Below are 20,951 nucleotides of genomic sequence, written 5' to 3'. Positions count from 1 at the left end.
GCGCAGTTTGTTCCGGCGGCGAGTCAATGATCCCCGGGGCGATCGGCCGCAGGCCTCAATCCAGTTCCTGCTGGATGGTGCGGCCGAGCGCGAACAGCCGCTGGTCGATGATGGTCGGCACCTCGCAGACGAATTTCACCACGCGGCCGCGGTCCTCGAAGATCCGGGTTTCCCAGACCAGCTGGTTGCCGAGTTCGTCGACCTTGGCCTGATCCGGCGGCGTGGCATCCTGCAGCGCCTGCAGCGCGATCGTATCGGCGCGGATCTTTTCTGCGGCCTCACGCTGTTTGCGCATCACGCGCTCCAGCCCGTTCAAGACCGAGGCCCGCTGGCCGTTGAGCGTATCGAACAGGCCCGCGAACAGCAGTTTTCCCGCATTGGCCTTGTCGGCCGCGGCGGCCGACAGGAACTCGGTGATCTCCTTCTGGGCATCCTCGAGCGGAACGCGGCGCGCCGCGAGCTTGGTCGCAAGTTGGCTGATCTTCGGATTGTCCCGCCACTTGGTCTCGGCGTCGCCGAGCGGCGGTCCGGCCCAGACCGCAGCGAGCGAGATCTCGGGCACCTTGGCCTGTTGGCAGGGCCAGTCCGGATAACGCGGGTCGGCAGCGAACGCGACCTGGTTCGACAGAACCATCGCGAGCAGCGCGCCGAGTGCTGGCCGCCAGCCCGTCATGCCTCGCCTCCGCCGGGTCCGCGGCGCACCAGGCCGCGCGATGGATCGTAGGCCAGGATCGCGCCGATCATGAACACCACCGTGCAGCCGCCGACCACCGCGAGCGAAACCCAGTTCATCTTGCCGTACAGCGCAAACCGGATCAGCTCCACCGCATGCGTGAACGGATTGCACTGGCAGACATAGTACAGCATCGGGCTACCTTCCTGCACGCGCCAGAGCGGGTAGAGGGCCGACGACGCAAAGAACATCGGGAAGATCACAAAGTTCATCACGCCGGCAAAATTCTCCAGCTGCTTGATGCTGGCCGAGATCAGCATGCCCAGTGCGCCGAGCATCAGGCCCGACAGCACCAGCGCCGGAAGCACCGTAAGGTAGCCGATGGTCGGTGGCGTGATGTCCCAGAACCATGCGATCAGCAGGAAGGCGTAAACCTGGAGCAGCGATACCGCCGTGCCGGCGAGCAGCTTGCAGAACAGGAGATAGCCGCGCGGCAGTGGGCTGACCAGCAACGTGCGCATGTTGCCCATCTCGCGGTCATAGACCATCGACAGCGATGATTGCATGCCGTTGAAGAGCTGGATCATCGCCATCAGGCCGGGCGCGATATAGACCTCGTAGAGGATGTAGGTCTCATAGGGCGGGATGATCGAGATACCGAGCACCTGACGGAAGCCGGCCGCAAAGATGAACAGCCAGACCAGCGGCCGGACCAGCGCCGAGACGAAGCGCTCGCGCTGATGCAGGAAGCGCAGCGCCTCGCGCCACACGATGCCGTTCAGGCAGACGATGTATTCCGACACCGAGAAGCCGCTTCGCTCAGGCGTAACCGTCGTGCTGCTCATGTTGGCGGTTTTCCGGTGAGGGTTGCCGTTCCGGTCAGGCGCATGAACGCGGTGTTGACGTCCTGGGCGCCTGCGTCCGCGATCACGCGCGACATCGGCCCGTGCGCTAGCATCCGGCCCTGATGCAGCACGACAAGGTCGTCGCCCGGCATGATCTCGTCGAACAGATGCGTCGCCCAGAGTACGCCGATGCCTTGTTCAGCAACGAGTTGCCGGACATGGTCGAGAATGTCGGCGCGCGCCTTGACGTCGAGCCCGACGGTGGCCTCGTCGAGCAGCAAGAGCCGCGGACGGTGCAGCAGCGCGCGGGCGATCTCGAGCCGCCGCATCTGGCCGCCCGAGAGATCGCGCACCTTGCTCGTGGCGCGGTCGGCGAGCCCGATGCGGCCAAGCACCTCGGCGCTGCGCAGCCGCGCCTCGCGCCGCGAGATGCCGTGCAACGCGGCGTGATACAGCAGGTTCTGCGTCAGCGAGAGATCGAGATCGAGCGTGCGTGGCTGGAACACGACGCCCATCAGCCGCAGCGCTTCACCCGGCGTCCGGCTGATGTCGTGGCCGAAGATCTTGATCTGGCCGTTCTGGATCCCGAACAGCCGTGTCACCAGCGAGAACAACGTGCTCTTGCCGGCGCCGTTGAGGCCCAGCAATGCGGTGAAGCTCGCAGGCGCGACCGTGAAGTTGACATCGATCAGCGCTCGCCGCGGACCATAGCTGTGGCTGACATTGCCGATCGACAGCGCCGGCTGCACGGCCGCTACAGGGCCTGCATCCGGCGAGGACTGGCTCGCGATATGGGCGTCGGTTGCGGTCATGGCTGCGCGATCGTGATCCCCCAGGGCAGTTCGCCGACCTGAATGGTCTTGATCACCTTCTGGGCCGCGACGTCGATCACCGAGACGTCGTTCGAGACCCCGTTGGTGACCATCAGATATTTTTCGTCCGGGGTGAAATCCATGTGCCAGACCCGCTGGCCGACCAGGAGATATTTGAGGACCTTGTGGGTCGCGCCGTCGACCACCGCGACGCGGTTGGCGGGGCCGAGTGCGACGAACCCGGTCTTGCCGTCCTTGGTCATGCCGATGCCGACCGGCTGGATCGCTTCGTTGCGCAGGCCCGGAATTTCGAAGGTGATCTTGCCGGTCACCTCGCGCTTGACCGGATCGATGATCGACACCGTGCCGCCGATCTCGGAGGAAACCCATAATTCGGAGCCGTCGCGCTTGAACTGGGCGAAGCGCGGCCGCGAATCGACCAGCACATTGGCGACGATCTGGCGCGTCGTCGTGTCGATGAAATGCGCCATGTTGGTGGTTTCGGAGGTGTTGATCAGGATCTTGCCGTCCGGGCTGATCGTCATTCCCTCCGGCTCGACGCCGACCTGGATGTCGCCGAGCCGGGCGCGCTTCTCGAGATCGATCACGGTGACCGTGTTGTCGTTCTCGTTGGCGACATACATAGTCTTGCCGGCGGCATCCTGGGTGAACAATTCCGGGTCGGGGCCGGAGGGCAGGGTGTCGACGATCTCCTGGGTCTTGGTATCGATCACCTGGATCGTGTCGTCATCGCCGACCGCGACCATCACGAACTTGCCGTCGCGCGAGAACTCGATGCCGCGCGGCCGCTGACCGACCTTGATGGTCTTTGTCACCGTCCAGCTGTCGGTATCGATCACCGTGACCGTGTTGCCTTTCTCGTTGGAGACGTAGGCAACGAAGGCGGACGCCGGTGTTGCGGCAAGCCAAACCAGCATCCCGGGCAACAGACAGCGGCGCCACATGCGTTTCATCTCCCTCACTGCAGCTTGCACTTCGTTTCAGGCCGGTCAACACCGAGCGTGTCGAGCTCGGAGACCTGATGCAGGAAACCTTCCTGCGGCGAGACCGAAACGACCATACGACCATCGGCCAGCAGGATCGGCTGGCGGAGCTGCAGATTCCAGTCTCGCAGGGTCAATCGCGTGCCCTTGAAGGCGGCGATCGAGAAATCCTTGCCCTTGAGGAAGGCGATGACCTTCTTGGGATCGCTCGAATTGGTGCGGGATGTGGCTTCTCCGATCATGCGGGCTGCCGTCCAGGCCTGCATGTCGAGCGCCGTCATGCGGCGCATGTTCAGCTTGACGAAGCGGTTCTGGATCTGGACCGCCCCCCATTGGTCATGCGCCGCGTCCCAGCTGGTCGGAACCAGGCCCGCCGAGCCCGCCACGGGGCGCGGGTCCCAGGTCCGGTAGGGCAGATAGTTCGCGAACACCTCGCTCTCGTCGGCGGCGACCAGCACGTCGTAAGCCGGCGCCTGCTGCGTGAACACCGGCATCTGACGCTGGATCAGCGTCACGCCAGAGTCGGTGCGGCGCGCGCCGCCGGTGTCCTCGAATGTCCGTTCCTGAACGATCTTGGCGCCGAAGCGTGTGGCCGCGCGGCGCAGCGCATCGGCGTAGAGCTTGTCCTGATCGTGCGAGCCGGTCACCAGCAGCCAGCGCTTCCATTGCTTCCACACCAGGTATTGGCCCAGCGCGTCCGCCAGCATCGAGCGGGTCGGTGCGACGTGGATCACGTTGGCGCGGCAGTCCTGCTCGCGCAGCCGATCGTCGATCGCGCTGGCATTCAACAGCACGGTGCCGCGGTCGCGCAGCGCGTCGGCGACTTTGAGCAGGGCGTCGGCGGGCAGGTCGGTGATGATATAGTCGTTGCGGCCGGCGAGATCGGTCGCAACCTTGGCGACATCGTCGCTGTCCTTGACCTTGATCTCGTCGAGTGTGAAGCGCTGGTTGAGGAATTTTCCGGTCGTATTGTTGTCTTCGATCGCAAGGCGTGCGCCGGCGATGCCGTCATTGTCGGCCGGTTGCTGGATCAGCGAGAGCGTCGATTTGATGCCGGCATGGCCGAGATAGCCGATATGGATTTCGACGGGATCAGCCGCCAGCGCTCCGGTCGCCACCATGCTGAGCGCGATCGTGCCGATCAGCCATCGGAACATAATTCCTCCCGTAGTCATTCTTCACTCGGCTGGCGTTGTCGAGCCATGCGTTGACATGCAAGATGCCGGAATTGGCCTGGCTTGCAACCCCGCTTTTTGTCGTTGCGTGGTACCAAATCTGGATTGGTTCACAATCATGAGATCAGCGTTCGTCTTCGTCATATCTTTGCTGCTGATGTCTGCGGCGGCGCGCGCCGAACCGCCCAAGCTCGCGGTATTCGATCTCGAGATGATCGACACCAGCCTTCAAGGGGAGGTGAACGGGCCGCGGACCGATGAGCAGGCGCGGTTGCTCCGCACCGGCGATCAGGTACGCAAGGAGCTTGCGGAGTCCGGCAAGTTCCACGTGATCGATATCGCACCGGTCAATGCTGCGGCGCACGGCAGCAATCTTCAGGCTTGCGGCGGATGTGATGCGAAGCTGGCCGGCGAGCTGGGCGCCGATCTTGCGATGACCGGAGTGGTGCAGAAGGTCTCCAACCTGATCCTCAACATCAATCTCTATCTGCGCGACGTCCATTCCGGGCAATTGGTGGCAGCAGTGAGCGCCGACATGCGCGGCAATACCGACGAATCCTGGTCGCGCGCCACCGATTACCTCGTGCGCAACCGCCTGCTCGCGCCGAATTACGGCGCGCCGCAGGCACGATGAGCGACGGGTGCTCGGACGATTTCGGAATATTAGAATAACCCTGAGTTGCCTGACGTGTCAACTCGTCTGGTTGAACGCCGCCGCCGGCTACTTTGCATGGGGTTGTTTTCGATATTTTGGCATCGCGCCGCCTTGGCCGGGGAAAGCATCACGCCTTCAGCCGCGCGGCGTGCCAGCGCAGGTGATCGGCCATGAAGGTCGAGATGAAGTAATAGCTGTGGTCGTAGCCCGGCTGACGACGCAACGTGAGCGGAATATTGGCCTTCTCGCAGGCGGCCTTCAGGAGCTCGGGGCGCAGCTGTTCGGTGAGAAAACCGTCGGCATCGCCATAGTCGACCAGCAGATCGGAGAAGCGGGCGCCGTCCTCGATCAATGCGACCGCGTCGTGCTTGCGCCACGCCTGCTTGTTGCTGCCGAGATAGCCGCCCAGCGCCTTGTTGCCCCACGGTACCTGCGACGGCGCCACGATCGGCGCAAACGCGCTCGCCGCGCGATACCGGTCGGGATAGCGCAGCGCCACCGTCAGTGCGCCATGGCCGCCCATGGAGTGACCGAGAATCGATTGCCGCTTCGTATCGACCGGGAATTGCTCGGCGATCAGTTTTGGCAATTCCTCGGTGACATAGCTCCACATCCGGTAGTTGGTCGCGAACGGCTGCTCCGTCGCATCGACATAGAAGCCTGCGCCGAGGCCAAAATCATAGGCATTGGCGGGATCGCCGGGGACGCCTTCGCCGCGCGGGCTGGTGTCGGGCGCGACGAAGATCAGGCCGAGCTCGGCGCATGCCTGCCGGAATTCACCCTTCTCGGTGACGTTGGCGTGCGTGCAGGTCAGGCCCGACAGATAGGTGACGACGGGCAATTTGGCGCCGGTCGCATGATCGGGGACGAACACCGAGAAGGTCATGTCGGTCTTGGTTTCGCGGCTTGGATGCCGGTAAACGCCTTGCGTGCCGCCATGCGACTTGTTCCGGGAAACCGTCTGCATTGCCATGTTCCTCTGTGTTGGAGCGCCACGTCAGGCGACGCCGCTCTCGATCGCCAGCCGCACCAGTTCTGCCGAGGTGCGCACGCCAAGCTTCTGACGCATGATCGATGACGTGTTCGCGACCGTCTTGTATGACGAATGCACCAGCCAGGCGATCTCCGACAGGCTCTTGCCGGAACTGAGCAGGCGCAGGATCTCCATCTCGCGTGAAGTGAGCTTGGAAAGTGGATTTTGCGCAAAGCCCGGCCGCGCAAAGGCGACGTTGCGTGCGATCGCCGGCGGCAGATAGACGCCGCCATTGCCGACCTCGCGCACCGCCTCCACCAGATCGTTGGGATCGCCGGTCTTCGAGACGTAGCCCTTGGCGCCGATGTCGATGGCGCGGGCAGCGAACACCGGGTCGTCGTTCATGCTGAACATGATGAGGCGCGCGGATGCATCGCGGCCCAAGATACGGCGGGCCAGCTCGAAGCCGGAGACGGTCGGCAGGTTGATGTCGATCACGCAGAGATCGGGCTTCTCCGCGACGAACGCCCGTTCACCGCTTTCGGCATCCGCGGCTTCCAGCAGGACGATCTCGGGATCGTCGGCGAACACGGTGCGACAACCGGAGGCAACGATGGGATGATCATCAACGATCAGAATGCGCATGGCGTTGTTCCGGCGACCTGCTTCGGTTCACTCTTCGTTACATCGATTTGCGCGAAGAACACCTCGGTTCCGACCGGTTGTGCACCTCGCACGAGATTGCGATAGGGTGCGATTAGATAGCCGGGCAAATTTGGCTGTCAACGATCCTCTCGGAGGAGGCATCGCGGTCGGGGGCAACGTCATGTGGCAAAAGCTATCCTTGCGCGCACGGATCAACCTGTTGCTGGCGCTGATACTGGCGCTTGGGTTGGGCATCAATATTGCGCGGCTCGTGCTGGAGGCGGGGCCGCGCGTCCAGGCCGAGGACCAGAGCGTGATCCGGCTGGCGCGCGAGTTTGTTTCGACGATGGTGGCCGGACTCGACGAGGCGCCGGATCCGGATGCACGGCTCGAGCAGATCGTTCAAGATCTGAGCCGGCTGCGTCACGTCAGCATCACGCGGCAGGATGACGCGACCGCAAAGTCTCCCGAGCACCCGGAGGAGGCAGGCGATCCGCGCGCCCCGCCGGAGTGGTTCGTCGCGCTGGTGCATCCCGAGCAGACCTCGGTGCGGGTGCCGATCTCGGTTCACGGCAAGCCGCAATCGCTTGTCATCACCTCGCATCCCGACGACGAAATGGCCGAGATCTGGGACGGCATCGTCACCCAGCTCGAGATCGGCTCCGCGATTGCGGTGACGCTGCTGCTGGTCACCATGCTGGTGGTCGGCCGCGCACTTGCGCCGCTGGAGGCGCTGTCGCAGGCCATGACCGGTATCGAGGCAGGGGACTACGACGCACGCGTCGAGCTTGGCGGATCGCCTGAATTGGCTGCAATCTGTGCCAAACTGAACCATTTGGCGGCAACTCTTGGCGAAGCCGTGGACAGCAAGCGGCAGCTCGCCGAACGTGCGGTCTCGTTGCAAGACTCCGAGCGCAAGGAAATCGCGCGCGAACTGCACGACGAGTTCGGGCCCTATCTGTTCGCGCTGCGCGCGCATGCCAGCGCGCTGACGCGGCTGTCGGAGGTCGAAAAGCCCGATCCAGCTGCACTTCGCAAGCACGGCAGCGCCATCCTGGAGCAGGTCAACGCGCTTCAGCAGTTCACTCGCCGCATCCTGGAGCGATTGCGACCGGTGGGTTTGGCGGAGCTTGGGCTTGCGGAAGCACTTGGCGCGCTGGTGCGGCTGTGGGGCGAGACCCACCCGGAGGTGGAGATCGAGAGCAGGATATCACCCGATCTCGGCGAGACCGGCGAGACGGCCGATCTGACGATCTATCGTATCGTCCAGGAAGCACTCACCAATGTGTTCCGCCACGCCGGCGCAACGGCGGTCGATATCACGATCGCGCCCGCGGAGCGGCCAACCGGCCTGCGCGGCAGCCGCGGCTGCGCGCTGGTGCGCGTCCGCGACAACGGCCGCGGCCTGCTCAGGGATCACCGGCTCGGCCGCGGTTTGACCGGCATGCAGGAGCGAATCCTCGCGCTCGGAGGCACGCTCAAGATCAATTCCAGCGATGACGGCGTGACGGTCGAGGCGCTGGTGCCGAAGGCCGTGCAGGCTTAGCGCGCGGCTCGCGGCCAGTATGCGAAGACGGCCCATGCCAGCGCGAGTGCGCCGGCGATCCAGAGCACGATGATCGCGATCATTCCCGCTCGACTGGTCGGGCGCTGCAAGACGGCGCTGGCTTTGGCGCGGCATTCGGCCATCACCTCATCCGGAACGAGCGAGATCGCAAGCCAGATGCCGAGCGGCAGCAGGATCAGATCGTCGAGATAGCCGATGACCGGGATGAAATCCGGAATCAGGTCGACGGGGGAGAGCGCATAGGCCGCGATGGCGACGGCGAGGGCCTTTGCGTACCATGGTACGCGCGGATCACGCGACGCGAGATACAGCGCAACGCTGTCCCGTTTGAGGTTGCGCGCCCAAGCCTTGATTGAGGAGAGTCTGATTGAGGGTAGCTTGATGGACGGCATGGCGAGGCGCCTGCACGCCAGGCGGAAGCGCTATTCCAGCACCACATCGACCGGCATGCCGCCGTGCAGACCCTTGTGCACGGAGGAGGGTGCGATGCCAAAATACTTCCGGAATACGCGGCTGAAATGCGACGAGCTCGAGAAGCCCCAGGAGAACGCGACGTCCGTGATGGTCTTGCCGTTCTGCGATTCCAGCTCCTGCCGGCAATTCTGCAGCCGGGCCTTCCAGATGTAGTCGCTGACCGTCATGCCGCGATCGCTGAACAGCATGTGCAGATAGCGCTTCGAGCAGCCGAGCGCCGCAGAAATGCGATCGATGCAGAGATCGGGATCGCGCAGATGCTCGCGGATGAAACCTTGGGCCCGCACATAGGTCGCCTCGGCGCTGCCGCGGTCGAACATCGCGCCGGTCTCGCGCAGCGGCAGCAGCAGCAGGTCGATCAGCGCATCGGCTACGCCGACGGCGTTGACCGGGGTCAGCGTCGGCGCCTCGCCGAACGCGGCATGGACGAAATCATAGGCGATGCGGCCGGTGCCGTTGCGCGCCGAGAGCTTGCATGGCGCCATCTTGGAGAGCTGGAAGCCGCGCTCCTTGAGCAGGTCCTTCGGAACGATGACAACCTCGTGGCGCGTCAGGGACGGGCTGATGATCGTATGCGGACACGACACGTCGTAGGCGAAGCAGTCGCCCGGCATGATGTCGAAGTGCAGACCGTCCTGCTCGAAATGCGAGACGCCGTGGGTCTGGAATACGATCTTGATGTAGGGGTGCTCGCTCAGCCTGATGCGCGAAACGGTATGGGCGATGCGGTGCTGGCTTGCCTCGATCTGGCACAGCTTCAATCGCGACACAGTCGTGAAATTGATCCGGCCCTCGAGCGAGGATCCTTCCAGCGCATCGACGTCGAACTGACCGCAGAGGTCAGTGAGCGCATCCGACCAGCGCTGGATCTGCCGCTTGGGCGTCAATCCGTTCGTGCTGAGTGAATGGACTGTGTCGGTCATCTTTCCAGCCACCGATTCGATCCCCAACGTGACTGCCCATCGCGCCTACTTCTGGTCCGGGATGATGCGCCTTCTCCCTGATTCTGAACAGTTTAGGGAGGCGGCGGGATTTCTTCCCGATCAAAGCCGGGCGATCCTCCGACTTAGTTCTGGGCGCGTCAAGCGCAACCTTGGGCCGGTTCTATCCGACACCGGAACAGCACTGAAAACGTTTGATGCCCTGCAACATGAAGCAGCCTTTACCGCCAATTCGCGGCCCAACCGCAAAAATCTGACAATGCTTCGCTTCTGAGCAAACGCCGCTTCGCTGCTGGGCAAGTCAGCGGGATTCGATCGGACTACCACTGGGGTACCAAAATGGAAGAAGTGGGGCCGTTTCGGCGGAAACCCTTGAGCTCTTGAACCTGGGAGGAAATCCACGATGCGCAAGTTGCTTTACGCGACCAGCCTTGGGGCAATGGCGGTGTTCGCCGCCGGAGCTGCCAACGCCAATGACGAACTCCACAAGATGGCGCAGAACCCGAAAGACTGGGTGATGCCGACCGGCGACTACACCAATCAGCGCTATTCGAAGCTGAATCAGATCAACGCCCAGAACGTCGGAAAGTTGCAGGTAGCGTGGACGTTTTCGACCGGCGTGCTGCGCGGTCACGAAGGCGGCCCGCTGATCATCGGCAACATGATGTACGTGCATACTCCGTTCCCGAACAAGGTCTACGCTATTGACCTTTCCAAGGACAACCAGATCGTCTGGAAGTACGAGCCGAAGCAGGATCCGAACGTCATTCCGGTGATGTGCTGCGACACGGTTAATCGCGGCGTTGCCTATGGTGACGGCAAGATCATCCTGCATCAGGCCGACACCACGCTGGTTGCACTCGATGCGAAGACCGGCAAGGTGGAGTGGAGCGTCAAGAACGGCGATCCGAGCAAGGGATCGACCGGTACGTCGGCGCCGATGGTCGTCAAGGACAAGGTCCTGGTCGGCATCTCCGGCGGCGAGTTCGGCGTTCAGGCCCACATGACGGCCTACGACCTCAAGACCGGCAAGCTGGTCTGGCGCGGATTCTCGGAAGGTCCGGATGACCAGATCCTGGTCGACGACAAGACCACCGAGCTCGGCAAGCCGGTCGGCAAGGACTCGAGCCTGAAGACGTGGCAAGGCGATCAGTGGAAGATCGGCGGCGGCGCGACCTGGGGCTGGATCTCCTACGATCCCGAACTCAACCTCGTCTATTACGGATCGGGCAACCCCTCGACCTGGAATCCGAAGCAGCGTCCCGGCGACAACAAATGGTCGATGACGATCTGGGCGCGTAACCCGGACACCGGCGTCGCCAAGTGGGTCTACCAGATGACGCCCCATGACGAATGGGACTATGACGGCGTCAACGAGATGATCCTCTCGGATCAGTCGATCGACGGCAAAGCACGCAAGCTGCTGACGCACTTCGATCGTAACGGCCTCGGCTACACGCTCGATCGCGTCACCGGCGAACTGCTGGTTGCCGAGAAGTATGATCCGAAGGTGAACTGGACCTCCGGCGTCGACATGAAGAAGGACTCGCCGACCTATGGTCGTCCGAAGGTTCTTGACACAGCGTCGACCGACAAGGCCGGCGAAGACCACAACGTCAAGGGCATCTGCCCGGCGGCGCTGGGCTCGAAGGACGAGCAGCCGGCGGCCTACTCGCCGGACACGCAGCTGTTCTACGTGCCGACCAACCACGTCTGCATGGACTACGAGCCGTTCAAGGTGAGCTACACCGCAGGTCAGCCCTATGTCGGCGCGACGCTGTCGATGTATCCGCCTCCCGGTGAGACCAACATGGGTAACTTCATCGCCTGGGACGGCAAGACCGGCAAGATCGTGTGGTCGAACAAGGAGCAGTTCTCGGTCTGGTCAGGTGCACTCGCGACCGCCGGCGGCGTGGTGTTCTACGGCACGCTGGAAGGCTACCTGAAGGCAGTCGACGCCAAGACGGGCAAGGAGCTCTACAAGTTCAAGACTCCGTCCGGCATCATCGGCAACGTCACCACCTATGAGAACGGCGGCAAGCAGTACATCGCCGTGCTGTCGGGTGTTGGCGGTTGGGCAGGCATCGGCCTCGCGGCCGGTCTGACTGATCCGACGGCCGGTCTCGGTGCAGTCGGTGGCTATGCGGCGCTGAGCAACTACACCGCGCTCGGCGGAACGCTCACCGTGTTCTCGCTGCCGCAGCAGTGAGCTGAGCAAGCTCGTTCCGGCGCATGGGGCGATCTCCATGCGCCGGTCCGTCTTCAATCTGCACGCGAGGATATGCTTTTGCGTAAGATCTGGTTTGTGACTGCCGCGATCTTCGTCGTGGCAATGGGAGGAGTTGCCTCCGCCGAGGACGTAGGTGATCCAACCGCCGTCAAGTCCGAGGACGGCAAGTGGCTCGACAAGGATGGCAACCCGACGTTCAAGGTGACGTCCGACGGTACGGTGGACTGGTACACCTACTCCGGCTACCGCCGCTATCATTCGGAGTGCCACGTCTGCCACGGACCCGACGGCATGGGCTCGACTTACGCGCCGGCGTTGAAGGATTCGCTGAAGACCATGAGCTATGCCGACTTCATGGGCGTGGTCGCGAGCGGGCGCAAGAACGTGTCGACCGCGCAGGAAAACGTCATGCCGGCATTCGGCGATAACCCGAACGTTGCCTGCTACATGGACGACCTCTATGTGTACCTGCGCGCCCGCGCCAATGATGCGGTTGGGCGTGTCCGGCCGGCCAAGCACGAAGACAAGTCGGATGCCTATGGAAAGGCCGAAGACGCCTGCATGGGCAACAAGAACTGAGCGTGACCGGCGCGAATGACAAACCTGTTTGATGTTTTGTGGAGACCAAGATGAAGACCCGCGCCGCAGTCGCATTCGAAGCCAAGAAGCCGCTTGAGATCGTCGAGCTCGACCTGGAAGGCCCCAAGGCCGGCGAGGTCCTTGTCGAGATCAAGGCGACGGGCATCTGTCACACCGATGCCTATACGCTCGACGGCTTCGACAGCGAAGGCATCTTCCCCTCGGTCCTCGGGCACGAAGGTGCCGGCATCGTTCGCGAGGTCGGCGCCGGCGTGACGTCGGTGAAGCCTGGCGATCACGTGATCCCGCTCTACACGCCCGAATGCCGCCAGTGCAAAAGCTGCCTGAGCCAGAAGACCAATCTCTGCACCGCGATTCGCGCCACCCAGGGCAAGGGTGTGATGCCCGACGGCACCTCGCGTTTCAGCTACAAGGGCAAGACGGTCTTCCACTATATGGGCTGCTCGACCTTCTCGAACTTCACCGTGCTGCCTGAGATCGCGGTGGCGAAGATTCGCGAGGACGCGCCGTTTGACAAGAGCTGCTACATCGGCTGCGGCGTCACCACCGGCGTCGGTGCCGTCGTCAACACCGCCAAGGTGACGCCGGGCTCCAACGTCGTGGTGTTCGGCCTCGGCGGCATCGGCCTCAACGTGATCCAGGGCGCCAAGATGGTCGGCGCCGACAAGATCATCGGCGTCGATATCAACGATTCCAAGGACAATTGGGGCCGCCAGTTCGGCATGACGCATTTCGTCAACCCGACCAAGGTGAGCGGCGATATCGTCCAGCACCTGGTGGGCCTGACCGACGGCGGCGCCGACTACACCTTCGACTGCACCGGCAACACCAACGTGATGCGCCAGGCGCTGGAAGCCTGCCACCGCGGTTGGGGCGTGTCGGTCGTGATCGGCGTCGCGGAATCCGGCAAGGAGATCGCAACCCGGCCGTTCCAGCTCGTCACCGGACGCGTCTGGAAGGGTACCGCGTTCGGCGGTGCGCGCGGCCGCACCGACGTGCCGAAGATCGTCGACTGGTACATGAATGGAAAGATCCAGATCGATCCGATGATCACCCACGTGCTGAAGCTCGACGAGATCAACAAGGGCTTCGATCTGATGCACGAGGGCAAATCGATCCGTTCGGTCGTCGTGTTCTAAAATCAAAACAGCAAGCACTAGGAGGATAGGTCAATGACTGTTCATATCCACCCGTCAATCGACAACGGCGTCAAGCAAGGCACCGGCAGCTTTGCCGGCGGCACGCTTGTCTGCAAATGCGCGGACAAGAAGGTCAAGGTCGGGGTCAAGGGCGACGTCGCCCACAACCACGCCTGCGGCTGCACCAAATGCTGGAAGCCTTCGGGCGCCACATTCTCGGTGGTTGCGGTGGTGCCGCGCGAGAACGTCACCGTGCTGGAGAACGGCGACAAGCTGAAGATCGTGGATGCGGCTGCCGTGATTCAGCGCCACGCCTGCACCGGATGCGGCACGCATATGTACGGCCGGATCGAGAACAAGGGCCATCCGTTCTATGGCCTCGACTTCATCCACCCCGAGCTGTTCCAGGAGTCCGGCTCAGCGGCTCCGGGATTTGCCGCCTTCGTGTCGTCGGTGATCGAGTCCGGCGTCAAGCCGGCCGATATGGCGGGGATCAGGTCGCGGCTGAAGGAGCTTGGGCTCGAGCCCTATGACTGCCTGTCGCCGCCGCTGATGGACGCGATCGCCACCCACGTGGCGAAATCCAAAGCAGCCTGACCAACAAGGCAGCCTGACCAAGGCCGCCTGACAAGGGCGGCGCGACCGGGCGGCCTTGACGAGATCCTGCGTCGGCAGAGGGCCTGCCGGCGACGGATATGCTGGTAGTACCCGTGACCTTGAACCTTGCATGCCCTGCGGGCGACCACAGGGCATGCATTTTGTTTTCCGCCTTGCCCTCGTCCTATCCCCGATCCTGGTCCTTTCGCCGGCCCGCGCCGCGTCGCCGGAGGACCGCTACATTGCCGCGCGTGACGCCGCGATCGCCAAATTCGCCAAGCAGGAGAAGGACGGCAAGATCGACGAGGCCGTCGACAAGGCCGAGGCGGCCGCGCGCGAGGAGTTGAAGGGGCGGCTGATGGCGATCCTGTCCCAACCCGCCCGGCCGGGCTTTACGCCCGCCCAACTCAATCTCGACACTCTCTATAAGGGCGATATGGGGTTCGGCATGCTGGACGGCCTGCGCTTCGATGCGGACAAGGGCAGGGACGGCGGCAAGATCGGCGAAAAGCGGGCTGACGGCAGCTTCGTCGAGCCGAAAGCCCATATCATCGTCACCTCCGAAGCCCTGTTCACGCGCTGGCTGCACGAGCACAAGACGTGGTGGGACAAGGGCAGCAAGAACGTGCCGCAGCAGATCGAACCAGCCCTGAAGTTCGAGGGCCTCTACACGCAGGCGATTTCGACCGACGCCGCGGTGATCAACTTCAACGAGCTGCCGGTCACCAAGCCGGCGTCGGCCACCCTGACTTACGGTTTCCTGGCTGGCCGCACCCAGGACACAACCCCCGAGGCCGCCGACGAGGTATTTGTCGCCGCGCTCGCCAACGGCAAGTTCTACATCGCCTACGGCGAGATCGAGCCCGCCGTGAACGTGCCGGCCTGTACGGCGATCCGGACCGACTACAACAAGAAGGCCACCGAGGCGGCCGAGAAGCTCGAGCGCAAGCAGATCACCCGGAAGGCCCATGACAAGCTCGGCAACCTGCGCCAGCAGGGCGAGGACGCATTCAAGCGCTGCTTCGTTCAGCACGCCACGGAGCAACCGGCATTCGCCGAAGCCACCAAGCAGGCCCAGGCGCTGCTGGAGACGGCGATCGGCAGGTAGGTCCGCACGCTATTCCCACTCTCCAAACAGCAGACACATCCACACCACCTGCAGGATCGGCCAGACCGCGAATGCGCTGCATAACAGGCCATTGCCGAGCGATGCGCTGCGTCGACGCACCCTCACGAGGGAGGTGATTCCGAATGGAAGCAGCAGAAGAAATGTCGGTGCGAAAATCGCGCCGTATAAAATGACAAGCTCCGCGCGAGCGGCAAGGCCTTCCTGCGTGAAGGATTGCAGCAGGAAAAAGTACATGACGAAGAGAACAGGGGCAAACAGGGCCGACGACGCTGCCGGCGAGAACCCTGACGAATCGACGCCGGACCTGTTCACCCAAGCCCTGATGATGATCCATCCCGACACGAACATGACGACAAGCGGCACGCCCAGCTTCAACAGAACGTCTTGCGCGTTCATGATGCTCGTCAGGTAGAGTGCCACATCCAGCTCCCTGCGTTGCGACATGAGTGCTTCGATCGTTCGCGATTCATGTCGGTTCGATCGATCGCGTCCGCTGTCGTAACAACATGGCGGCGCCGATGATGGATTTTGTCGTGCAGAGTTCGCGGTTTGTCGTGCAGGGTTTATGCAGACCGACAGGGTAGCCGCAGCCGTGCTCTTGCCGATGTCTGGCACGCGGGCCCGATACCGCTGCAATCGATGGCTCGCGAATGGCACGGCGCGGGTTTGATCGGCGGCCCGCGCGCGCCTATCTTCCCGGAAAGCTCTGCATCCCGGGGAGACGCCATGAATACCGCCATCAGCCCGTTCCGCATCGCCGTCAGCGACGGTGTCCTTGAGGATCTCCGCAGCCGGCTGCGCCGGACCCGCTGGCCGGAGGCCGAGCTGGTCGACGACTGGAGCCAGGGCGCGCCGCTGCAATGGATCAAGGAGGTCTGCCAGTATTGGGCCGAGACCTATGATTGGCGACAGCGCGAGGCCCAGCTCAACCGCTTCAGCCAGTTCACGACCGAAATCGACGGGCTCGGCATCCACTTCATCCATGTCCGCTCGAGGCATCCCGAGGCGCGGCCATTGATTATCACCCATGGCTGGCCGGGGTCGGTGGTCGAATTCCACAAGGTGATCGAACCGCTGACCGATCCGACGGCATACGGCGGCAGCGCCGCCGATGCCTTCCATGTGGTGTGTCCGTCCTTGCCGGGCTTCGGCTTCTCGGCCAAGCCGGCCGCAACGGGCTGGGGCGTCGATCGTATCGCCACAGCCTGGGCCGTCCTGATGGAGCGGCTAGGCTACACCAGGTATTTCGCGCAAGGTGGCGATTGGGGTTCCGCGGTCACCACCGCGATCGGCGGCCAGGACGCGGCGCACTGCGCCGGCATCCACATCACGCTAGCGATGTCGACCCGGCCCAATGTCGAAGGGCAGCCGACGCCGGAGGAAACGCGGGCACTCAACGGCATCAAATACTATGCCGACTGGGATTCCGGCTATTCCAAGCAGCAATCCACCCGGCCGCAGACGCTTGGTTACGCGCTGACGGATTCGCCGAGCGGGCAGGCGGCCTGGATCCTGGAGAAGTTCTGGGCCTGGACCGACTGCGACGGGCATCCGGAAAACATCCTCAGCCGCGACGAACTGCTCGACAATGTCATGCTGTACTGGGTGACCGAGACGGCCGCATCGTCGGCACGGCTCTATTGGGAAAGCTTTGGGCCCGGCAAGCGAACCCCGCACAAGGTGAGCGTGCCGACCGGCGTTGCGGTATTTCCCAAGGAGATCGTTACGCCGGTCCGCAAATGGATGGAGACGAACTTTACCAACATCCAGCACTGGCGCGAGATGCCGAAGGGCGGACATTTCTCGGCGTTCGAGCAGCCCGAGCTGTTCGTTGGCGAAGTGCGCGAGTTTTTCGGGAAGCTGCGCTAGCCGTGTAGAATAGGTAGAGCGAAGCAAAACCCAACGGAGGGACGTCGGCGTGCTGCTGGACCCCCGCGACGGCGACTTTGAGGACAATGCCGTCAGCCCCGAGCAGCGGTCGTTGTTCGCGATCGTGGGCAGCCTTCTCGTCGAGATAAGCCCGGCGAAACTGCTATTTGCCTGGACGATTTCGATCCTGCTTCCGGGCGTGTTGCTCGGCCTTGCGCCGCTGGTCGCGTCCGTCTGGATTTCGAGCCTTTCGCAACACGTTCTTGCACTGTCGGAAGTGGGCGCTGTGCTGGCGCTGGTTGCGATCGCGGCGTTAGGATGGCTCGGCGGGCGGCCGCTGGTTCAAATCGCGGAAACCAGCTTTTGGTCACTCAACGCGCTCGCGGTTCAACCGAGCTACGCGTTCGCGCGCGAGGCGCTGGGCCATCTGGCGGAGCTGCTCTGGCGCACCGGCGCAACTCCTGCCTCTCGCATGAGGCTGCGCCGCGGCTGCTCCGTCGGTGCTGGCATACTGCTCGCTGCAGGTGCGGCATTGGTCGCGGCCCTGGCTTGGCCTGCTTCGCAATGGACTGCGACCATCAACGATCTGGTTCTGATCCATCGTCTTGTGATGCCGACGTTCGCTAACGCTGTGGTGCTGGTGTCCTGCTATCTTGCGGTCGCATCACTGGCCTGGAGCGTGGCCGACGCCAGCATGGACCAACCGGCTGATCTTGCCGCGTTCGACGCGACGCCACCCGGAGGCCGCTTCTGGCGCCTTGCACATCTGTCCGATCTCCACGTGGTCGGCGAGCGATACGGCTTCCGCATCGAAAGCGGGACGGCTGGTCCGCAGGGAAACGAACGCTTCAATCGCGTGCTGGCGAGGCTTGCGGAAATTCACGCTGTTGATCCGCTCGACCACGTGCTGATCAGCGGCGACATGACGGATGCCGGCCGGCCCGGCGAATGGGCTGAATTTCTTGATGCATTGGCAGGTCATCCCGAACTCGCCGCACGCGTCGTCATGCTTCCGGGAAATCATGACGTTAACGTCGTGGACCGCGCCAATCCCGCGCGCCTCGACCTGCCGTTCAGCCCAAGCAAGCGGCTACGGCAGATGCGCACCCTGTCGGCGATCGCGGCTGTCCAGGGCGATCGCGTCCGCGTCATCGGCGGTTCCGGCAAACCATCGGTGACGCTGAATCAGGCGCTGGCGCCGTATCATGATCGGATAACGCAATTTGCGCAGCGCGGCGGCGTGCGCCGCGCAGCTGCGCTCCGCGGCTTGTTCGATGATCAGTTTCCAATGATCCTGCCGCCGGACCATGATGGCGGCCTAGGAATCGCCATTCTCAACTCCAATGCCGAAACTCACTTCTCCTTTACCAACGCGCTCGGATTGGTTTCGGAAGCGCAAACGCGGCGATTGGAGGCTGCGATCCGTCATTTTCCGACGGCGTACTGGACCATCGCGCTACATCATCACCTGATGGAATATCCCATGCCGGTGAAGACCTTCGCCGAGCGCATCGGGACAGCCTTGATCAACGGCAGCTGGTTTGTGCGCAGGTTGCAAAAGTTTTCCGATCGTTCGGTCGTGATGCACGGTCACCGTCATATCGATTGGATCGGTACATGTGGTGCGTCGAAGATCGTCTCGGCCCCATCGCCGGTGATGGGCGCCGACGATGCAGTCATCTATTTTTACATCCACAGAATGACGGTCGGGCCGGATGGGAAGCTCTGCCTCGCGGAGCCCGAGCGGGTGGAAATTGCCAAAAACTAGGATGTTTTCGGCTTATCTTCATGCGAACCGCCGAACAGATCGGCGATCCAGGCGGCCGATGGGCTCTCGGCGCAGAAGGTCAGAATAGCGAGCGTGATTGGCACGCCGATGAAAGTCCCGAACAGGCCCCAAAGCGAGCTCCAGAAGAAGATCGCAAACAGCACCAGGAACGGCGAGATCGACAACGTCGAGCCGGCGACCCGCGGTTCGATGTAGCTGCCGACCACGAACTGGATGACGTTGAGGCAGGCGAAGACACCAAACACCGCGGGCCAACTCTCGAACTGCGTCATGGCCAGCAGGGTGGGGAACAGGGTCGCGATGAAAGGGCCGATGAAAGGAATGTAGTTGAGGACAAATGCGATCACGCCCCATTCGAATGCGAAAGGCAGTCCGGTCACGGCAGCGAACAGGCCGACCAAGAGACCCGTGACCGCGCTCATCTGCGTCCGCACCAACATATATTTCCGGAACTTGGCGGCCGTCGCCTCGCTGCCCTTGAGCAGCACGCGCGCAGCCGTGCGGTTCTCCATCCGCCGGATTCGTCGACCCGCGTCTTCGACCTCGAGAAGCCCGAGCACAACATAGACCAGCGCGATGAGCCAGAAGCTCAACGTAGTGTTGATGCGGCCCGTGACGTATTGCGTGGTGCGCAGCAGCCAGCCGACATTGAAATGCTCCGCCCAAAGGCCGGCGAAGGAGATGCCATGGCCATCCAGCCAGATCACCGCGGCGTCGTAGAGGGCCTGATACCGCGCCGCATCCGCAATCAGGTAGCGCCCGACGCGGCCGAATCCCCACGCCGCCAGTGAGGCAAACGCGGCGCAGGTTGCGGTCGTCACAACGACCGTGATGGCGAGTGCGAGGAGTTTCGGCAGCCACGACTGAAGTCGCTCCTGAATGGGCCAGACGATCGCAATGATGAACAGGGCGGCCGCGAGCGGAGCGAGTACACTGCGTGCCTGAGCTACCGCCGCAGTGACCAGCACCGCGGCGATGATGCCGGTCGTGATCTTCAACCCACCGCCCATCTTTGGGTTATCCGACCTCCGTGACCTTGCGGGGCAGCTATAACAATCCCCGATAAATCCCCGGCGCGGAGCCTTCGATGGCCACCGCGCCGACGGCCTTAGCATAGAATTCGGCCGGCCCGACGCCGCCGATGATGGCGTAGCCGAAGCCCTGGTGCTTCATGTCCTCGAGACAGGCGAACAGCAGTGCTTTGCCGATGCCACCCTGCTGCGCCTTCGGTGCGACGCCGGTCGGACCGAAGAAGTTGCGACACGCCGCGTCGTGGCAGGCGAATCCCACGATCTTCTTCTGCTGGACCGCGATGAAGCAGGAGACCGGTTGGCGGCTGAACGCGACCTCGGTTTCGCTCGCCCACGCCTCGCTGAACGTTTCCCGCACCCAGGCCACCACCTTGTGCTTTTCGGGCGCGAGCGCACGGCGCATGACAACTCCGGCCTTGAGCAACCGATCATAGGCAGGCCGGGAATCGGGCAGGGCGTAGAGCTTGACGAGCATGTCCATCCCGCGACCTTAGTTGAAAACGCGGCCCTCGGGCAAATCACAGGAGGAAGGGTAGAGGCGCGTTAGCTCCGTAGCGCGTGGTTAATCCACCCATGACACGGGTCGGCCTCGTCATTCCGGGGCGTGCGAAGCACGAGCCCGGAAATCCATCGCGCCGCGGGCCTTGTGGATGAATGGATGCCGGGTTTCTCGCATCGCGAGCCCCGAAATGACGGAGTTGTGCGGTGGCTGGCGGGGATACCGCTGTCGGCTCTACCATTTCCGCTGTTGCTTGTTCGAGGTCTTGTTCGAGATCCTGGCTTCGCGCGCAACGGACCAGAAA

General features: G+C 63.1%; 22 protein-coding genes. 10 read left to right on the top strand and 12 right to left on the bottom strand.

All coding sequences use genetic code 11. The features are described from left to right. Positions 1 to 55: 55 nt before the first annotated feature. The 5 genes from ACVIGA_RS07920 to ACVIGA_RS07900 are packed head-to-tail and all read right to left on the bottom strand — an operon-like array spanning position 56 to position 4,491. Positions 56 to 673: a hypothetical protein gene (locus tag ACVIGA_RS07920; protein ID WP_456665941.1), complete on the bottom strand. Its 618-nt coding sequence runs from the start codon at positions 671 to 673 to the stop codon at positions 56 to 58. Continuing rightward, positions 670 to 1,518, bottom strand: a complete 849-nt coding sequence (locus ACVIGA_RS07915) for an ABC transporter permease (RefSeq protein ID WP_050405241.1) — start codon at positions 1,516 to 1,518, stop codon at positions 670 to 672. The genes ACVIGA_RS07920 and ACVIGA_RS07915 overlap by 4 nt, the downstream gene beginning before the upstream one ends. Then, positions 1,515 to 2,330 carry an ABC transporter ATP-binding protein gene (locus ACVIGA_RS07910; RefSeq protein ID WP_456665940.1) on the bottom strand — a complete coding sequence of 272 codons (816 nt, stop codon included), beginning with the start codon at positions 2,328 to 2,330 and terminating at the stop codon, positions 1,515 to 1,517. Before ACVIGA_RS07910 ends, ACVIGA_RS07915 begins: the two co-directional genes overlap by 4 nt. Then, the gene (locus ACVIGA_RS07905) at positions 2,327 to 3,304 is read right to left on the bottom strand and encodes a YVTN family beta-propeller repeat protein (RefSeq protein ID WP_456665939.1); all 978 of its coding nucleotides are present in this window, start codon (positions 3,302 to 3,304) and stop codon (positions 2,327 to 2,329) included. The genes ACVIGA_RS07910 and ACVIGA_RS07905 overlap by 4 nt, the downstream gene beginning before the upstream one ends. A 5-nt stretch (positions 3,305 to 3,309) precedes the next feature. Further along, a complete protein-coding gene (locus ACVIGA_RS07900) occupies positions 3,310 to 4,491 on the bottom strand; it encodes an ABC transporter substrate-binding protein (protein WP_456665938.1) in 1,182 nt (393 codons plus the stop codon). A gap of 175 nt (positions 4,492 to 4,666) precedes the next feature. On the opposite strand from ACVIGA_RS07900, the gene ACVIGA_RS07895 reads away from it, so the two are divergent. Next, entirely contained in the window at positions 4,667 to 5,143 is a 477-nt protein-coding gene (locus tag ACVIGA_RS07895) for a DUF3280 domain-containing protein (protein WP_456670758.1), read from the top strand. 148 nt (positions 5,144 to 5,291) lie between these two features. Here ACVIGA_RS07895 and fghA read toward each other — a convergent pair whose 3' ends face one another. Further along, positions 5,292 to 6,137, bottom strand: a complete 846-nt coding sequence (gene fghA, locus ACVIGA_RS07890; protein WP_456665937.1) for an S-formylglutathione hydrolase — start codon at positions 6,135 to 6,137, stop codon at positions 5,292 to 5,294. A gap of 24 nt (positions 6,138 to 6,161) precedes the next feature. After that, on the bottom strand, positions 6,162 to 6,782 hold the full coding sequence (locus tag ACVIGA_RS07885; protein ID WP_456665936.1) for a response regulator: 621 nt from the start codon (positions 6,780 to 6,782) through the stop codon (positions 6,162 to 6,164). Positions 6,783 to 6,963: 181 nt separating this feature from the next. Between ACVIGA_RS07885 and ACVIGA_RS07880 the strand changes: the two genes are divergently transcribed. Beyond that, positions 6,964 to 8,328, top strand: coding sequence for a histidine kinase (locus ACVIGA_RS07880; RefSeq protein WP_456665935.1), 1,365 nt, complete (start codon positions 6,964 to 6,966; stop codon positions 8,326 to 8,328). Here ACVIGA_RS07880 and ACVIGA_RS07875 read toward each other — a convergent pair. Next, positions 8,325 to 8,741: a YkvA family protein gene (locus tag ACVIGA_RS07875; protein WP_456665934.1), complete on the bottom strand. Its 417-nt coding sequence runs from the start codon at positions 8,739 to 8,741 to the stop codon at positions 8,325 to 8,327. The genes ACVIGA_RS07880 and ACVIGA_RS07875 overlap by 4 nt on opposite strands. 30 nt (positions 8,742 to 8,771) lie before the next feature. Further along, a complete protein-coding gene (locus ACVIGA_RS07870) occupies positions 8,772 to 9,746 on the bottom strand; it encodes a helix-turn-helix domain-containing protein (RefSeq protein WP_223968955.1) in 975 nt (324 codons plus the stop codon). Between ACVIGA_RS07870 and ACVIGA_RS07865 the strand changes: the two genes are divergently transcribed. The 6 genes from ACVIGA_RS07865 to ACVIGA_RS07840 all read left to right on the top strand — a co-directional run bounded on the left by ACVIGA_RS07865 (position 9,700) and on the right by ACVIGA_RS07840 (position 15,438). Beyond that, positions 9,700 to 10,038 (top strand): hypothetical protein, encoded by a 339-nt coding sequence (locus tag ACVIGA_RS07865; protein ID WP_456671015.1) that lies wholly within the window; start codon positions 9,700 to 9,702, stop codon positions 10,036 to 10,038. The two genes, ACVIGA_RS07870 and ACVIGA_RS07865, sit on opposite strands and share 47 nt — an antisense overlap. A 129-nt stretch (positions 10,039 to 10,167) precedes the next feature. Continuing rightward, positions 10,168 to 11,973 carry a lanthanide-dependent methanol dehydrogenase XoxF5 gene (gene xoxF5, locus ACVIGA_RS07860; protein ID WP_223968957.1) on the top strand — a complete coding sequence of 602 codons (1,806 nt, stop codon included), beginning with the start codon at positions 10,168 to 10,170 and terminating at the stop codon, positions 11,971 to 11,973. 123 nt (positions 11,974 to 12,096) lie between these two features. Next, positions 12,097 to 12,573 carry a c-type cytochrome, methanol metabolism-related gene (locus ACVIGA_RS07855; RefSeq protein WP_456670757.1) on the top strand — a complete coding sequence of 159 codons (477 nt, stop codon included), beginning with the start codon at positions 12,097 to 12,099 and terminating at the stop codon, positions 12,571 to 12,573. A 50-nt stretch (positions 12,574 to 12,623) separates the two neighbouring features. After that, positions 12,624 to 13,733 (top strand): S-(hydroxymethyl)glutathione dehydrogenase/class III alcohol dehydrogenase, encoded by a 1,110-nt coding sequence (locus ACVIGA_RS07850; protein ID WP_050405342.1) that lies wholly within the window; start codon positions 12,624 to 12,626, stop codon positions 13,731 to 13,733. A 33-nt stretch (positions 13,734 to 13,766) separates the two neighbouring features. After that, entirely contained in the window at positions 13,767 to 14,330 is a 564-nt protein-coding gene (gene gfa, locus ACVIGA_RS07845) for an S-(hydroxymethyl)glutathione synthase (RefSeq protein WP_223968961.1), read from the top strand. A gap of 154 nt (positions 14,331 to 14,484) precedes the next feature. After that, positions 14,485 to 15,438 (top strand): hypothetical protein, encoded by a 954-nt coding sequence (locus ACVIGA_RS07840; protein WP_456665933.1) that lies wholly within the window; start codon positions 14,485 to 14,487, stop codon positions 15,436 to 15,438. A 9-nt stretch (positions 15,439 to 15,447) separates the two neighbouring features. Here the strand turns inward: ACVIGA_RS07840 and ACVIGA_RS07835 are convergent, their stop codons facing one another. Further along, complete coding sequence (locus tag ACVIGA_RS07835; RefSeq protein ID WP_456665932.1) at positions 15,448 to 15,879, bottom strand: hypothetical protein; 432 nt, start codon at positions 15,877 to 15,879, stop codon at positions 15,448 to 15,450. A gap of 306 nt (positions 15,880 to 16,185) precedes the next feature. Here ACVIGA_RS07835 and ACVIGA_RS07830 point away from each other — a divergent pair, with 306 nt between their 5' ends. Both ACVIGA_RS07830 and ACVIGA_RS07825 read left to right on the top strand, forming a co-directional pair. After that, the gene (locus ACVIGA_RS07830) at positions 16,186 to 17,328 is read left to right on the top strand and encodes an epoxide hydrolase family protein (RefSeq protein WP_456665931.1); all 1,143 of its coding nucleotides are present in this window, start codon (positions 16,186 to 16,188) and stop codon (positions 17,326 to 17,328) included. 49 nt (positions 17,329 to 17,377) lie between these two features. Beyond that, a complete protein-coding gene (locus tag ACVIGA_RS07825) occupies positions 17,378 to 19,096 on the top strand; it encodes a metallophosphoesterase family protein (protein WP_456665930.1) in 1,719 nt (572 codons plus the stop codon). Here the strand turns inward: ACVIGA_RS07825 and ACVIGA_RS07820 are convergent. Together ACVIGA_RS07820 and ACVIGA_RS07815 are read right to left on the bottom strand one after the other, a co-directional pair. Beyond that, positions 19,093 to 20,127, bottom strand: coding sequence for an AI-2E family transporter (locus ACVIGA_RS07820; protein ID WP_456665929.1), 1,035 nt, complete (start codon positions 20,125 to 20,127; stop codon positions 19,093 to 19,095). The two genes, ACVIGA_RS07825 and ACVIGA_RS07820, sit on opposite strands and share 4 nt — an antisense overlap. A 37-nt stretch (positions 20,128 to 20,164) precedes the next feature. Beyond that, positions 20,165 to 20,629: a GNAT family N-acetyltransferase gene (locus ACVIGA_RS07815; RefSeq protein WP_456665928.1), complete on the bottom strand. Its 465-nt coding sequence runs from the start codon at positions 20,627 to 20,629 to the stop codon at positions 20,165 to 20,167. Between the last annotated feature and the right edge of the window lie 322 nt (positions 20,630 to 20,951).

Source organism: Bradyrhizobium sp. USDA 3240 (assembly GCF_054063295.1).
This window is presented reverse-complemented; position numbering and strand designations above follow the sequence as displayed.